The 15,693-nt window shown below is 33.4% G+C and carries 17 protein-coding genes; 14 read left to right on the top strand and 3 right to left on the bottom strand.

Annotated elements, in window-relative coordinates:
• Nucleotides 1–4 precede the first annotated feature (4 nt).
• Entirely contained in the window at nt 5–856 is an 852-nt protein-coding gene (locus MKY81_RS16230; RefSeq protein WP_108071440.1) for an amidohydrolase family protein, read from the top strand.
• A gap of 46 nt (nt 857–902) precedes the next feature.
• On the opposite strand, the gene MKY81_RS16225 is transcribed toward MKY81_RS16230, so the two are convergent.
• On the bottom strand, nt 903–2,555 hold the full coding sequence (locus MKY81_RS16225; RefSeq protein ID WP_341118334.1) for a glutamine--tRNA ligase/YqeY domain fusion protein: 1,653 nt from the start codon (nt 2,553–2,555) through the stop codon (nt 903–905).
• A 164-nt stretch (nt 2,556–2,719) separates the two neighbouring features.
• Here MKY81_RS16225 and MKY81_RS16220 point away from each other — a divergent pair, with 164 nt between their 5' ends.
• The 10 genes from MKY81_RS16220 to MKY81_RS16175 all read left to right on the top strand — a co-directional run bounded on the left by MKY81_RS16220 (nt 2,720) and on the right by MKY81_RS16175 (nt 11,445).
• Entirely contained in the window at nt 2,720–2,881 is a 162-nt protein-coding gene (locus MKY81_RS16220) for a hypothetical protein (RefSeq protein WP_181294635.1), read from the top strand.
• Nucleotides 2,878–4,770: an ABC-F family ATP-binding cassette domain-containing protein gene (locus MKY81_RS16215; RefSeq protein WP_108071444.1), complete on the top strand. Its 1,893-nt coding sequence runs from the start codon at nt 2,878–2,880 to the stop codon at nt 4,768–4,770. Before MKY81_RS16220 ends, MKY81_RS16215 begins: the two co-directional genes overlap by 4 nt.
• A 90-nt stretch (nt 4,771–4,860) precedes the next feature.
• A complete protein-coding gene (locus MKY81_RS16210) occupies nt 4,861–5,991 on the top strand; it encodes a conserved virulence factor C family protein (protein ID WP_108071446.1) in 1,131 nt (376 codons plus the stop codon).
• Between the two features lie 24 nt (nt 5,992–6,015).
• Nucleotides 6,016–6,450 carry a BrxA/BrxB family bacilliredoxin gene (locus MKY81_RS16205; protein ID WP_108071448.1) on the top strand — a complete coding sequence of 145 codons (435 nt, stop codon included), beginning with the start codon at nt 6,016–6,018 and terminating at the stop codon, nt 6,448–6,450.
• A 475-nt stretch (nt 6,451–6,925) separates the two neighbouring features.
• On the top strand, nt 6,926–7,525 hold the full coding sequence (locus MKY81_RS16200; protein ID WP_341118333.1) for a YpjP family protein: 600 nt from the start codon (nt 6,926–6,928) through the stop codon (nt 7,523–7,525).
• A gap of 108 nt (nt 7,526–7,633) precedes the next feature.
• Entirely contained in the window at nt 7,634–8,428 is a 795-nt protein-coding gene (locus tag MKY81_RS16195; protein ID WP_108071452.1) for a thymidylate synthase, read from the top strand.
• Entirely contained in the window at nt 8,425–8,910 is a 486-nt protein-coding gene (locus MKY81_RS16190) for a dihydrofolate reductase (protein ID WP_108071454.1), read from the top strand. Before MKY81_RS16195 ends, MKY81_RS16190 begins: the two co-directional genes overlap by 4 nt.
• Nucleotides 8,911–9,020: 110 nt before the next feature.
• Entirely contained in the window at nt 9,021–9,989 is a 969-nt protein-coding gene (locus MKY81_RS16185; protein ID WP_108071456.1) for a nucleoside hydrolase, read from the top strand.
• Nucleotides 9,990–10,150: 161 nt separating this feature from the next.
• A complete protein-coding gene (locus tag MKY81_RS16180) occupies nt 10,151–10,846 on the top strand; it encodes an SGNH/GDSL hydrolase family protein (RefSeq protein ID WP_341118332.1) in 696 nt (231 codons plus the stop codon).
• A 23-nt stretch (nt 10,847–10,869) separates the two neighbouring features.
• Entirely contained in the window at nt 10,870–11,445 is a 576-nt protein-coding gene (locus tag MKY81_RS16175) for a YpmS family protein (RefSeq protein WP_108071460.1), read from the top strand.
• A gap of 61 nt (nt 11,446–11,506) precedes the next feature.
• Here MKY81_RS16175 and MKY81_RS16170 read toward each other — a convergent pair whose 3' ends face one another.
• Nucleotides 11,507–12,220: a DUF4397 domain-containing protein gene (locus MKY81_RS16170; protein WP_108071462.1), complete on the bottom strand. Its 714-nt coding sequence runs from the start codon at nt 12,218–12,220 to the stop codon at nt 11,507–11,509.
• Between the two features lie 108 nt (nt 12,221–12,328).
• Here MKY81_RS16170 and msrA point away from each other — a divergent pair, with 108 nt between their 5' ends.
• Entirely contained in the window at nt 12,329–12,865 is a 537-nt protein-coding gene (gene msrA, locus MKY81_RS16165; RefSeq protein WP_066229863.1) for a peptide-methionine (S)-S-oxide reductase MsrA, read from the top strand.
• Complete coding sequence (gene msrB, locus MKY81_RS16160; protein ID WP_066229862.1) at nt 12,855–13,298, top strand: peptide-methionine (R)-S-oxide reductase MsrB; 444 nt, start codon at nt 12,855–12,857, stop codon at nt 13,296–13,298. Before msrA ends, msrB begins: the two co-directional genes overlap by 11 nt.
• 41 nt (nt 13,299–13,339) lie before the next feature.
• Here the strand turns inward: msrB and MKY81_RS16155 are convergent, their stop codons facing one another.
• Nucleotides 13,340–15,163 carry a methyl-accepting chemotaxis protein gene (locus MKY81_RS16155; RefSeq protein WP_108071464.1) on the bottom strand — a complete coding sequence of 608 codons (1,824 nt, stop codon included), beginning with the start codon at nt 15,161–15,163 and terminating at the stop codon, nt 13,340–13,342.
• Between the two features lie 222 nt (nt 15,164–15,385).
• On the opposite strand from MKY81_RS16155, the gene MKY81_RS16150 reads away from it, so the two are divergent.
• On the top strand, nt 15,386–15,616 hold the full coding sequence (locus MKY81_RS16150; RefSeq protein WP_107921455.1) for a YozE family protein: 231 nt from the start codon (nt 15,386–15,388) through the stop codon (nt 15,614–15,616).
• Nucleotides 15,617–15,693 lie beyond the last annotated feature (77 nt).

Below are 15,693 nucleotides of genomic sequence, written 5' to 3'. Positions count from 1 at the left end.
AGCGATGAAAATTATTGACGCACATATTCATTTCTCAAATATACGCTCTTTTCATGAAACGGCAAAGGAGCAATCTTTTGTCGATTATTCAAAAAAAGGGATTATAAATGAATTTGAAGAAGCAGGGGTCGTTCTAGGTATCGGTATGGGGTTAACGGAGACATTGGGAATCGGTTTTCCTGATCCAAAGACTAATACACCAATGGGGTTGGATTTGGATTCTAGTTTACCGAACAATATTGTTTATTGTGTGGGAGTTAATCCATATACATTAAATAAAGAGACGCTCGTTTTACTAGAAAATGAGTTACAAAATGATAATGTAGTAGGAATAAAGATTTATTTAGGTTATTATCCTTTTTATGCATATGATGAAATCTATCATCCGGTTTACGCTTTAGCTGAAAAATATGATGTCCCTGTCGTTTTTCATACAGGTGATACATATTCGGAACGGGGATTATTAAAATATTCCCATCCTTTAACATTAGATGAGGTCGCAGTTCGTTTTCGTAAAGTTCGTTTTGTAATGGCGCATTTTGGCGATCCATGGGTATTAACTGGTGCGGAAGTAGTGTATAAAAATTCGAATATGTTTGCTGATCTTTCTGGATTAATTGTCGGAACAGAAAAAGAGCTAATGAATTATTCGGAAGGAAGGTTTTTAGATCATTTACGACACGCATTAGTATACTGCGACCATTATGATCGATTATTATTCGGGACCGATTGGCCATTAGCACCTATAAAACCATATATAAAATTCATCCAACAATTGATCCCGGAAAAATATCAAGAAGATGTGTTTTATAATAATGCAGTAAAGGTTTTCCCGAAAATAAAAAATAAACTCTAACGATAAAAAAACTCGTATTACCATGTAATACGAGTTTTTTGTATCCTTATAATTTAAATGAACTTTTCAATGATACAACACGGTTGAATACGAGTGAACCCTTAGTTGAATGCTTCGGATCGACATTGAAATAGCCATGTCTAAAAAATTGAAACTTGTCATTCGCTTTAGCACTTTCCATATTAGGTTCAACAAAGCCTTTTGCAATTTCAAGGGAATTTGGATTGATATGGTCCAAAAATGTTCCATCCTCATCTTCTTCATCATCTAAAATTAATGAATCATAAAGTCGAAATTCAGCCGGTATCGCTTTAGTTGCTTCAACCCAATGAATTGTCCCTTTCACTTTTCTTCCAGTGAATCCCGTTCCACTTTTCGTTTCCGGATCATACGTGCAATGTAATTCAATAACCTCTCCGTTTTCGTCCTTAATAACATCTTCACATTTAATAAAATATGCATGTTTCAAGCGTACTTCATTGCCAGGGAAGAGACGAAAGTATTTTTTAGGCGGATTTTCCATGAAATCCTCTTGTTCGATATATATTTCACGCGAAAACGGAATTTGTCTTTTGCCCATTTCCGGTACTTCCGGATTTATTTCAGCATCAAGCATTTCAACTTGTCCTTCAGGATAGTTTGTAATTACTACCTTCAATGGTTTTAAGACGGCCATCGTTCTAGGTGCTTTAAGTTTTAAATCCTCTCGAATAAAATGTTCAAGCATTTGGACATCAACGGCACCGCTACTTTTGGAGATGGCAAGTTCTTCACAAAAAGCACGAATTGCTTCAGGTGTAAAACCTCTCCGTCTGAGGCCGGATATCGTTGGTAGGCGCGGGTCATCCCACCCATCCACAATATTTTCTTCAACTAATTGTTTTAGTTTTCTTTTACTCATTACAGTATTTGTTAAATTTAATCGGCCAAACTCAATTTGTCTTGGTGTTGATTCCATCTCACATTTTTCTACAACCCAGTTATAAAGGGGGCGTTGATCCTCAAACTCAACCGTACATAATGAATGAGTGATCCCTTCGATTGCATCTTCAATAGGATGTGCAAAAGCATACATCGGATAAATACACCATTTATCACCTGTATTATGATGTGTCGTATGCGAAATACGATAAAGAACAGGATCCCTTAAATTAATATTCGGTGAGGACATATCAATCTTTGCTCGTAGTACCTTTTCACCGTTAGCGAATTCGCCATTTTTCATTCTCGTAAATAGATCAATATTTTCTTCAATACTACGATTTCTGGAAGGACTTTCTTTGCCTGGCTCTGTTAACGTACCGCGGTACTCTCTAATTTCGTCTGCGGACAGATCTTCAACATAGGCAAGTCCTTTTTTGATTAATAAAACTGCTTTTTCATACATTACATCAAAGTAATTAGAGGCGAAAAACAAATTTTCCCATTCGTAACCTAACCATTTTACATCTTCTTTAATTGATTCAACGAACTCGATATCTTCTTTTAATGGATTGGTATCATCAAAACGTAAATTTGTCTTTCCATTAAATTCATCTGCCAATGAAAAGTTGATAAAAATTGATTTGGCATGTCCAATGTGTAAATACCCATTTGGTTCTGGCGGGAAGCGAGTTATAATTGTATCGTGTTTTCCGCTATGTAAATCTTCAACCATTATGTCTCGAATAAAATTGGATGGCGTTGCTTTTTCTTCCATTAATAGATCACCCTTCTTACATCTTCATTTTGGATATTCTAATATTATAACAAACTAATGAAAACAGTAAACATTTCTCTTGATATTATAGGCTGAACCAACACATTTTTATAAATAACAAAGAAAACATGGTAAAATATAAAAGTGAGATAAAGGGAGGTACTATGACTGAAAAATCTACATCTATCCATCATTTTTATGAAAAGCTTTTAGTATTAACAGAGCACATGCATACTGACACAGCGAAAAGAATGGCAGAGGAACGTCATCGATGGTTAGAAATGTACTTAGAACAATTTTTTAAAGAATGGAATGGTGACCAGTGAGATCATTAACAGTTGAACATTTATCAAAAGCATATGGAGAAAAGCAACTGTTTCACAACATATCACTTCAAATAAATGAAAAGGATCGGATTGGTCTTATCGGTGTTAATGGGACTGGGAAATCGAGTCTTCTAAAAATTATAGCTACTATTGACGATCCTGATTCCGGTGAAATCATTCATCCTAACGATTATGAAATTACATATTTAGCGCAAAATCCCGAATTAAATCCCGAACTAACAGTGTTGGAACAAGTGTATGCGGGTGATTCTGTGATAATGAAATTATTACGTACATACGAATTAGCTCTGCTCAGATTAGAAAAGGAACCGTTAAATGAAAAATATCAGGAAGAACTTTTTAAATTGCAAGCAGAAATGGATGCGTTAAATGCATGGGATGCAAGTGCAAATGCAAAAACCATTCTTTCAAAACTAGGGATTATTCAAATTAATAAACGAATTGGAGAACTATCAGGCGGACAGAAAAAAAGAGTTGCGCTTGCACAAGTGTTAATTGACACGCCGGATTTATTAATATTAGATGAACCGACAAACCATCTAGATTATGAAACAGTCAAATGGTTAGAGATTTATTTATCAAAGTATCCGGGAGCTGTATTATTGGTTACACATGATCGCTACTTCTTAGATCATGTAACTAATCGAATCTTCGAAATTGATAATGGAAATGTGTATTCCTATACTGGAAATTACCAATCTTTTATAGAAGCAAAATCGATCCGTGAAGAAGAAGCTGTACAAACAGAGACAAAGCGTAAAAACCTGTATCGCAGAGAATTAGCTTGGATGAGACGTGGTGCGAAAGCAAGATCGACAAAGCAAAAAGCAAGAATTCAAAGATTCGAACATTTAGAATCAACTATTGGCCAAATACCATCGAAAGAAAACATTGATATTGGCTTACAAAGCAGTCGATTAGGAAAACAAGTATTTGAATTTCAACATGCTTATAAGTCTTATTCGGATCGAACGATTCTTAAAGACTTCAATTGGTTAGTAAAGCCTGGTGATCGAATTGGTATTATCGGAAAAAATGGCAGCGGAAAATCCACTCTTATGAACTTAATTGCTGGAAAAATCAAATTGGATGAAGGGAATCTTTCACTTGGAGCAACTGTTAAAATTGCCTACTATCAACAAGAAAATGAGGAAATAGATGATTCAAAGCGAATGATCGAATACATCCGTGAACAAGGGGAAATAGTGACGACGTCTGATGGTGAATCGATATCTGCCACACAAATGCTTGAACGATTTTTATTTCCACTAAATACTCATGGAACACCAATTAGAAAACTCTCCGGAGGAGAAAAAAGAAGACTATATTTATTAAAGCTTCTTATGGGAAAACCAAATGTTTTGTTAATGGATGAACCAACGAATGATTTGGACACTCAAACACTAACTGTATTAGAAGATTATCTTGAAGAATTTCCGGGTGTCGTAATCTCCGTATCGCATGATCGCTATTTCTTGGATAAAACGGCTGAGCAATTACTCATCTTTAATGGAGAAGGGTCAATCGATCGTTATTATGGAACATACAGTGAATATTTGGAACAAAACACGAAAATTGAGAAGAAAACTTTAGTTAAAGAGAAAAATTACACGCCAGAATCTGTAAAGAAACCATTAATAAAGAAAAAATTATCATATAATGAACAAAAAGAATGGGAAGAAATTGATCATGAAATAGAAAAGACGGAAAACGACATTGAATCCATTCAAAATGAACTTAATCTAGTTGGCAGCGATTTTGAAAAGGCACAACAATTAACGGAACAGTTAGATCAACTAAATGAAAGATTAGAATATCTTATTGAACGTTGGAGTTATTTATCTGAACTTGTCGATTCGTTTTCTTAAAAGCAATAAAATGCAAGCATAATAAATTCAAAAACAAGTAGCGTATGTTAAAATAAAGTAATGATTTTAAGTGAAAGGTGGTATGTAGCCGTGAAAATTATTTCAATAGAACCTACCCCAAGTCCGAATACGATGAAAGTAATTTTAGACGTAGAACTACCTGCCGGAAAGAGTAATAATTATAAAAAAGAGCAAATGAATACCGCTCCCCAATTTATTAAAGAGTTACTAGAAATTGAAGGGGTAAAAGGAATCTACCATGTAGCGGATTTTATAGCTGTGGAACGAAATGGTAAATATGATTGGCAACAAATTTTGCCAAAGGTGAAAGAAATATTTGGTGATGAGGAAACAGACCAAACAGAAACGTCTCAAATTGATGAGCACTTTGGAGAAGTGAATGTTTCCGTCCAAATGTTTAAAGATATTCCTTTACAGGTGAAATTATCTGACGGTGAACAAGAAAAACGTTTCGCATTACCAGAAATATTTGTTAACGCTATGAACAAAGCACAGCTAGAAGGAGATAATTATGTGCTTTTACGAAAATGGAAAGATTTTGGGGTTCGCTATGGAGATCTAGAACAAATTGGTCAAGAAGTAGTAGAAGAATTAAAAGCAGCCTATCCTGAGTCACGTTTGAATGATTTAGTGGAAGCAGCAATAAATCCAAAGTTGACAAAGGAATTGCAATTAAAGAAATTAATTAAAGTAACCCCAGAAATGTTAAATGACTCAGATTGGAGAAAAAGATACCAGTTGCTTGAACAAATGGAAGAACCGACAGTAGATGAACTTCCAGTATTAGAAAAGGCATTACAAGATGAGAATGCATCGATTCGAAGATTAGCAGTTGTCTATCTTGGAATGATAAAAGATAAACGAGTACTTCCATATTTATTTAAAGGTTTAAAAGACAAAGTTGTAACAGTGAGACGGACGGCAGGGGACGCTCTTTCAGACCTTGGTTTTAAAGAAGCAATTGAACCGATGATGGAGGCATTAACAGACAAGAGTAAAATTGTTCGTTGGAGAGCGGCAATGTTTCTATATGAAGAAGGTGATGAAAGAGCTGTTCCTGCACTTAAAAATGCTGAAAATGATGATGAATTTGAAGTTCAGTTACAAGTAAAAATGGCGTTAGAGCGAATTGTTGGTGGCGAAGAGGCAAAAGGTTCTGTTTGGAAGCAGATGCTGGAAGCTCGTAAAAAAATTAACTAATCAAGCGAACAGGAGGATGTAACTATGTCGATGGCATATGAAGAATACATGAGAGAATTAGTAAAACCGATGCGAGAAGAATTGAAAAGTGCTAATTTCACAGAGTTGTTAACAGAGGCCGATGTGGAAAGTTTTATGGAAACAGCAAAAGGCACAACACTAGTTGTTGTAAATTCTGTTTGCGGTTGTGCAGCAGGATTGGCAAGACCAGCGGCTATCCAAGCAGTACAAACAAATGAAAAAAAACCTGATCAATTAGTCACAGTGTTTGCCGGTCAAGATAAGGAAGCAACTGCAAAAATGCGTGAGTATTTTAAAGGATATGAGCCTTCATCCCCTTCTATGGCCCTTCTTAGAGGGAAAGAAGTTATTCATTTTATTCCAAGGGATGATATAGAAGATTATGATGTGGAAGAAATTGTAGCCAATTTAACCAATGCATTTAATAAATATTTATAATTAACATGGTGACTATGGCACCCTTTATTGAAAATTGAAAAATAGAAAGGCCGACAAACACTTTCATTTTTAAAGCTTTGTCGGCCTTTCATACATTTTAATTAATCAGTAATCGTTAAATAAACAAAGTACGCCAATAAAATAAAGATACCAATATAAGTTAATGTTGCTTCCACAAAATCACTCCTCAAAATTAATATTCAACATTTCCTTAATAGATATGTATAAGGAATAAAGTTAGCATATACGTATTATTATAAAAATACTCCTTTTACATAAATGAAAAATACGATACAATAATAATATAAAGCGAATGAATATTAAGAAAATGTATAAATATCATATACTACTATATAACTTTTTTGTGAATATTGAAACCTTTTTGTTTGCTGTTCGTCAATATAAGTATAAAATAATTGAACACTAGAGTTCATATTTAATAGGCAGGCTTTTACATCGGAAAGGATTTTGGCACATGAAACAGTGGCTTAGAAAATCAGTTGTCGTACTCGTCTCCATATTAACATTTGGATTAGTAACACCTACACATGCATTTTGGAATGAAAACCAGGAAGTAGATAAAGCTAAACAAGAATCAGCAAATTCTAGCTTTCAGCAAACTTCTACAAATGAGAATGTTTTTATAACGAATAAGGACAATGTAGATAGGCAACAAATAATTGATCAGTTGATGATGGAAGCAGAAAAGCAATCATATGAAAAATTCGGCAGAAAAATTACACCGGTTATTGAGGATGAATTTCGGGAAATTATTCTTCCAAAAATACAAGAAGCTATTGAAATGACCATTGCTCAATATCCGAAAGAAGAGTTGTCATCATTAGCCATCACAGAAACACCAAGTGCAGGGGTTAGTGAAAAAATCTTTCATATTTATAATGTGAAAACAAGGGAAGACATTATTCGTTTCCATGTAAGAAGAGATCACCCGCCAATGGATGGATACTATTTTAATTTTCATTATCATACACGTTTTGATGAATACCAAACACATCACGATTTGGGAGAAATCTATTGGGATAAAAATACTCCCCCAAAATGGATGTCTATGTAATAGATAATAGATTCATTAAAAGTCGGCGATTCAGCCGATTTTTTTTATGCTACTCGTAACCTATGATATAATTTAATAAAAAAATTAGTTTTCGAGGAAGTGCAACCGATGAGACAATATTTAAATCTTTGTAAGCATGTACTAGAACATGGTGTAAAAAAAGAAGACCGTACCGGTACGGGAACCTACAGTATATTTGGCTATCAAATGCGTTTTGACTTGCAAAAGGGTTTCCCGCTTCTAACAACAAAGAAGCTTCATATGAAGTCGATTATTTATGAGTTGCTTTGGATGTTAAATGGGGACACGAATGTTCGTTATCTCCAGGATAATGGTGTGAGAATTTGGAATGAATGGGCAGATGATAATGGGGATTTAGGTCCTGTATATGGACATCAATGGCGTTCTTGGACGGCTCAAAATGGGGAGACGATTGATCAAATTTCTAACGTTATTCATCAAATTAAAACTAATCCCGATTCTCGAAGGCTAATTGTTAATGCATGGAATGTTGCTGAAATAGAGGATATGGCACTTCCACCTTGTCATTGCTTTTTTCAATTTTATGTTGCTGATGGAAAGCTTTCATGTCAATTATATCAACGTTCTGCAGATATATTTCTCGGTGTGCCTTTTAATATCGCTTCATATGCTTTATTAACAATGATGATTGCACAAGTTTGTGATCTTGAACCAGGAGAATTTGTTCATACACTGGGTGACGCGCATATATATACAAACCATATTGAACAAGTGAAACTACAATTAACACGAGAACCGAAAGATTTACCAAAAATGTTGATTAATCCCGAAGTTAAAGATATATTTAATTTTAAATTTACCGATTTCGAAATTCATGATTATAATCCACATCCACATATTAAAGGAGTAGTAAGTGTATGATCTCTTTTCTCTGGGCACAAGATGAAAAAGGTGTAATAGGTCGAAACAACCAACTTCCATGGTATATTCCCGAAGATCTAAAATATTTTAAAAAAACAACTATGGGCCATCCAATCGTAATGGGAAGAAAAACGTTTGAATCAATCGGTAAACCTTTACCAGGAAGACAAAATATTATCATAACACGAGATGAAAATTTTCATGCAAAAGATTGTCTTGTATTCCAATCAAAGCATCAATTATTAAACTGGGCTGATCAACAAGATAAAGAAGTTTTCATTACAGGTGGTGCCGAAATCTTTGGTTTACTTATGGATAAAGTTGATCGACTGTATGTAACGAAAATATTTGCAAATATTGAAGGAGATACGTATTTTCCAATTATCGATTGGTCGGAATGGGAATTAATATCTAGTGAAAAAGGCCCTAAAAATGAAGAAAATCCTTATGACTACGAATTTCAAGTCTACGAAAGAAAATAAACAGTTATACTTTTTGTGAAGAAATGTTAGCTCCCATTATGGAGCTTTTTTTTATAGACAAACTTTAAAATGTTCTCTTCTTACATAAATGTAAGTAAGGAGATGATGAAATGGCTAAAAGGAAGAAAATCCTCTTTTTTAGTGATTTTGGTGTAGATGATATGGTTGCGGGGTTGTTTAGCTATTATAGTAAAGAATTAGAGTTTGTCGGTGTTGTTGCGGATTATGGCAATATTTCTAAAGAGGATGCCTTGCGAAACGTTGAGTTTTTTAAAAATTTAACAGGGATTTACGATATCCCAGTTTTCGGAGGGGCAGAAATTCCTCTAACTGGCGATTTGCCGACATATTATCCCGAAATTCATGGTCCGTCCGGATTAGGCCCTATTATTCCTGAATTTTATACGGATGGTACATTAGAAAATTTTAATAATATTAATGATTTAATTAAAAAATATGAAAATGAAATTATTATTTTTAGTGCTGGAAGATTAACTTCTTTAGCTACTATGTTTATTTTGTATCCCGAGATGATGAAAAAAGTAAAGGATATCTATTTAATGGGAGGGGCATTTCTTACTGCAGGGAATGTAACTCCTGTTGCCGAGGCGAATTTCTTCAGTGATCCTTACGCTGCAAATCTTGTCATGCAATTGTCACCCAAAAAAATTCATATCGTTCCATTAGATGTTTCAAAACATGCAGTCTTAACACCAGATTTCGTTAATAAACTAAACGAGCATTATTTAAAAACAAATGATAAAGTAGGTCAAATTATTAAACCGATGATTGATTATTACTATAAATTCTACAAAAAAATGAATCCAAATTTAATAGGGAGTCCCATTCATGATTTACTTGCTATGTGGGCAGTTAGCGATCAAAGTAATATGGAATATATTGAAGTGCCCGTCAAAATTTCAGTTGAAAAAGGAGAATCGTTTGGACAGAGTATGGGGGATTTCCGGGAAACGATTATGAAGGCCCCGTGGCCCGTCCACCGTCTTGCATATCAATTTGATTATTCATTATTTATTAATCAAATATATACGACACTTACTAGTAAAAAAGTAAGATGATCGTTTTATTGGAAGTAAAAAAATGTTTGCCCCTTAATATTACGTGTTATAATAAAAAGAATGTAAAAGCGGGGTGACAAAAAATGAAAAAAATCCTCACTTTACTTTTGGGAATTTTGCTTTTCTGCAGCGGATGTACGTTCGGAATAAAAGAACATACAATGAAAGAATTGAATGTTACGAATAAACCTGTTCCTAAGGATTTAGCGATCGTATCTGTCGGTGATTCACTAACACAAGGTATTGGAGACAGTACAAATAAAGGTGGATATATTCCTTATTTAGCAAAAGATCTTGAAACGATGCGTATGATAAAGAAAGTAAATTTTCAAAATTTCGGAGTTAGAGGAAATAGAACAGATCAATTATTAAAAAGACTTCAGCAAAAAGAGCTAGGTGCATCGATTTCTAAAGCAGATTTAGTCATTATTACAATCGGTGGCAATGATATTATGAAAGTATTTAAAGATAATTTCTCTAAATTAGAAATGTCAAAATTTAATCAAGCTCTAATCGGTTACAAACAAAGGTTAAACAATATAATCAAAACTATACGAAAGAAAAATCCGCATGCTGGAATCGTTTTAATAGGGTTATACAATCCATTTATTAAGTGGTTTTCCGACATAAAAGAAGTGGATGAAATTATTTATGAATGGAATAATACAAGTAAACAATTAATAAATAACTATAAAAAAACAATGTTTGTACCTGTTGCTGATATATTTGCTAATCAAGAAGAAAATTTGCTTTACTCAGATAATTTTCACCCGAACGATCACGGATATGAACTCATTGCAAAAAGAATTTATAGCTTTTTAAATAATGAGAGGAAACTTAAAAATTTAATTGAGTAAAGTGCAATGGGAGAAGGGCGGCAATGAAAAATCAACATTGGAAAATTGCATTTTTTAGTCTATTAGCTATAAACATTATAATTGTATTTACTATATGTTACTTTATATTTATACCAGGCACTTCGACCATTCATAAACAACCTTCGAACGGTGGTAAAGTAAATTTTAAAATAAACACCGATAAAAATAATTTAACAAAATTAATTAATCATTATATTCAAAAAGAAGGTTTAAATGGTCCAATTGACTATAGTGTTCAATTGAGCGACGAAGTGGAATTATATGGTATAATTAAAGTTTTCTCACAAGATGTCCAATTAAAAATGACTTTTGAACCAGAAGCACAAAAAAACGGGGATTTACTGTTAAAACAGAAATCGATTTTAATTGGAAATCTGAATCTCCCTGTAGAATTTGTATTAAAATTTATTCAAAAATCATATAAATTTCCTGATTGGGTAACGATTCAACCGAATAAAAAAACAATCTATGTTGCTTTGCAAAGCATGAAAATAAATAATGAAATGATCGTTCATGCAGATCGTTTTGATCTAAAAAATGATGATATTTCCTTCACTTTACAAATTCCAACAGAATAACAAGATTGAGGATACCTAATGAGGTATCCTTTTATAATATTGCAACGTTTTTAAAAAAACTTTAACTAAATAACAATAGTGAGCCATCAATTAATACGAGACTATAGGCTAAATTCGGTTTAAGAGTGATGTTTGGATAGGTTTTTATTATTTCTTTTGTTATTGAATCCATTATTTCGATCGTACCTGTCATAGGGGTTAATGATATATAGTCAGTTGCTTGCATATATGCGACATTCGTAAAAAGTGTCTTGTCATTTTTAATTTTTACATCGACATGTTGATGAGGTCTTCGGAGATTAATAAAGCGAACAGATGTAATCGGGGATTCGATGGCTTTCTTATCGAAATATTGTATGAGTTGATATTTATTATTTGAACCGACAATTGTTAAGGTATAGTAAGTATTTGGTTTAAAATCCACTGTTTTATTAATAAGAGTGGATAACTGTGTACCTGCTGGATAAATGTCAATATGATATTTTCCTGTTGGCAATGTAATATATTGACTAATTTTTTTGAAATCGATATCCTTTAAAACTCTTTTTCCGTTTAAGTAAATATCAATTTTGCCAATATGGTCCGTTGCACAAAGAAAACGAACATACGAAGGTTGTTTATATATTTTTTCTCTTTTCATTTTATTAGCTAAGTTTAAATAATGTACATGCTTTTGATAGCATTGTAGATGTTTTTCCGGATCTATATGTTTATAAAAATTAGTTAATAACTCGTATTTTGCAGCCTTTTGGAAATACCTCCAAATATCTGTCATTATTTTCGCTCCCTTTTTCTATAAACTTCATCATTATATGCGTCCAACTAGTGCTTTGTGAGATAATGTATTAAAATACTTTAATAAAGCCAATAGGGAAGTGAAAAAATGAAAGTAGAAAAGGCAACATTTGCAGGTGGCTGTTTTTGGTGTATGGTTAAACCTTTTGATGAGCAACCCGGGATTGAAAAGGTAATTTCCGGTTATATAGGTGGGACAAAAGAAAATCCGACGTATGAAGAGGTCTGTTCCGGTACAACTGGACATACAGAAGCAGTTCAAATTACTTTTAACCCCGAAGTTTTTCCGTATGAGCGATTATTAGATGTTTATTGGCAACAAATCGATCCGACGGATGCTAACGGTCAATTTTTTGATCGAGGGGTATCATATAAACCGGCCATTTATTATCATGATGAAAATCAGCGGCAAACAGCATTAAAATCGAAAAAACAGTTACAAGAGAGTGGACGTTTTCAAAAACCTATTGTTGTCGAAATAATCCCGGCTACGACCTTTTATCCAGCAGAAGATTATCATCAACATTATTACAAAAAAAATGCTCTGCACTATAATGCCTATAATGAAGGATCAGGTAGGGCTTCGTTTATTAGAAAACATTGGAGTGATATATATGAAAAATAATGAATTGAAAATAAAATTAAATCCTTTGCAATATGAAGTAACTCAAAACAACGCTACAGAACCTCCATACCATAATGAATATTGGAATCAATTTGCTGATGGGATATATGTTGATATCGTATCCGGAAAACCATTGTTTAGTTCAAAGGATAAATTTGATGCAGGTTGTGGCTGGCCAAGCTTTACTAAACCAATCGAGGAGCAAGAAATAATAGAAAATACAGATACAAGTCATGGAATGGTGCGAACAGAGGTACGTAGTAAAACAGCAAATTCCCATTTAGGCCATGTGTTTAATGATGGTCCAGGTCCTACGAAGCTTCGATATTGCATCAATTCGGCATCTTTGAGATTTATTCCTAAGTTTAAAATGGAAGAAGAAGGGTATGGTCATTTATTATCTCTATTTAACGAAAGTGAAAATGAAAGATAATTTACTTAAAAATAATAAAAGGGTGGATAAAATCCACCTTTTTATATTTTAAAGTTTGATATAAGTTCTCGTAAGTTTTCAGCTTGTTTTGATAGTTCAGATGCTGAGGCTGTAACTTCTTCCATTGCAGCGGATCCTTCTTCTGAAGCTGCGGCCGTCGTTTCTGTATGTCCAGCAGTAATCTCCGCAATTTCACTTACTGAAGTAAAAGAGGATGTTACTTCATTACTTAGCAATAGAGTTTGTTCAATCTGTGAAACCATTTCTGCGATAACATTACTTGTATCGTTAGATTGTTGAACTATTTTTTGCAGAGATTTATTCGTATCATTGGATATTTCAACCCCGGATAATATTGCTTGAACACCTTGTTTGTTTTGCTCAATAATTTTTTGAACCTCGTCTTGAATGGAATGAATAATTTTTGTTACTTCCTTCGCCGCAGTTTGGGATTGTTCTGCTAGTTTTCTAACCTCATCGGCAACAACAGCAAAGCCTCTACCATGTTCACCGGCACGGGCAGCTTCAATCGCTGCATTTAATGCTAATAAATTTGTTTGTTCTGAAATACCGGTGATTGTATTGATGATTTTTGTAATATCTTCTGATTTTTTTCCTAATGCATTAACAGTAGTGCTAGTATTTGCCATCGTTTTTTCAATACCCATAATTTCGTTGGACGCATCCAAAACGGACAAGCTTCCTTCCTCAGCAGCACGTTGCATATTTAACGCAGACGCCTTTACTTTATCTGCATGAATATTTAATGTTTTTACAACATTTTCCAAAGACTTCATTTTTTCTAACGATTCTTCCATTTGGGAGGAAGTTTGCTCACTACCTGCAGCAATTTCACTCGAAGTCTCGGCTATTGACATAATTGTTTTTGATGTTTCTTCCGCTGAAGCTAATAGTTCTTCACTACTTGCAGAAACATTCTCCGACATCATTGATACCTTCTTGACTAAGTTTGCTATTCCTTCGATTAAAATATTTGTATCGCGAGCAAGACCTGAAAGTTCATCATTCGCTTTTACTTCAATCCGCTTCGTTAAATCTCCACCCGCATTTGCAATATCAAGTATGGAAGTACTGATTTTCCTAACACTAGTTTTGATATTTTTGGATAAAATGATTGCAAGCAGGATTGATAAGATTAGTGCAAATAATGAAAATCCAATTGTTACTGATTTAGCGATAGTAGCTTGAACATGTAAATTTTTGATTCTTTCATTCGTTGAAGCAGTTTCCGAATCTATAAATAACTGAATATTATTCGTCATTTGTTTTATATAATCTTGACCTCTTGCGGATTGGACTTCCTTACCAGCTTCAGCAATGGACCAAAAATCTCTAATTTCCACTACCTTTTTAATCCATCCTACCCAAAAATGATAAGCATTTTCAATACCGTCCAATTTTTTTAATTGTGAATTGTTACCTTTGAGCAACGACTTCAAATCCTTCACCGTTTGATCGACATGATCCGTTTCTTTTTCTAACGATTTTAGGAAGGATTTGTCTGCAGTTAAAACATAACTTAGTTCTGCTTTTTCAATCATGAGTGAAGAATTTTTAATATTATTCACTTTCTCATGAACGACTAAATCTTGCTTTACAACTCTATTAATTTCTGACTCTAGTTTTGTCATATTAACATAGGATGTTATTGTTAATCCGATTAACAAAACGGTAAGTATACCAAAAGAAATAATAACTTTTCCCCTAATCGTTTGAAAATAATTAAAAACCTTACCCTTTCTCTTTAGATTATTTGAATTTCGAAAAAGGTCCGTTTTCTTAGCTTTTTCTTTTTTTGATTTAGCTGTTTTTCCTTTCTCGGTAGTATTCTTTCCTTTTATCAAACCTTTTCCCCCTTATATGTACAGAATTATGTAATTATTACTAATTATTATTCTAACCGTACTTCGCTGAATTATCTACAAATAATTAAAAATTTTGTCGAAAAAATAGAAGTTTTATACGATAAAAGTAATAGAACCTTTATCACGTATTCCATTAAAATCGGAGTTGAAATATAATTAATAGAGAAAGGTATAGATAAACCATTAGAAAGGCGTGATTAAATGAATAAATCCTTTTACCATTACTTAATGAAATTTCGCGACCCAAAGCCTAAAGATAGTATTTCTGAATTTGCTAATCACGCGTACAAAGACCATTCTTTTCCAAAAGGACTATCGACTTACAATGAACTAAGTACCTATTTAGAACTTAATGGAGATTATCTAACATCAATGACAGTCTTCGACCAAGTTTGGGAATTATATATAGAAGAGAAAAACTATAATAGTTGATAAAATAATCAAAACTATTTTGATGACAAACAAACGGTTCAAAACAGCATTTTAATCAAAACCCTTCACCTTGAAAT

It is taken from the genome of Heyndrickxia sp. FSL W8-0423, from assembly GCF_038009395.1.
In the GTDB taxonomy this organism is placed as follows: Bacteria; Bacillota; Bacilli; order Bacillales; family Bacillaceae_C; genus Heyndrickxia; species Heyndrickxia sporothermodurans.
The sequence above is the reverse complement of the archived record's forward strand: the minus strand, read 5'-3'. Positions and strand labels throughout refer to the sequence as shown.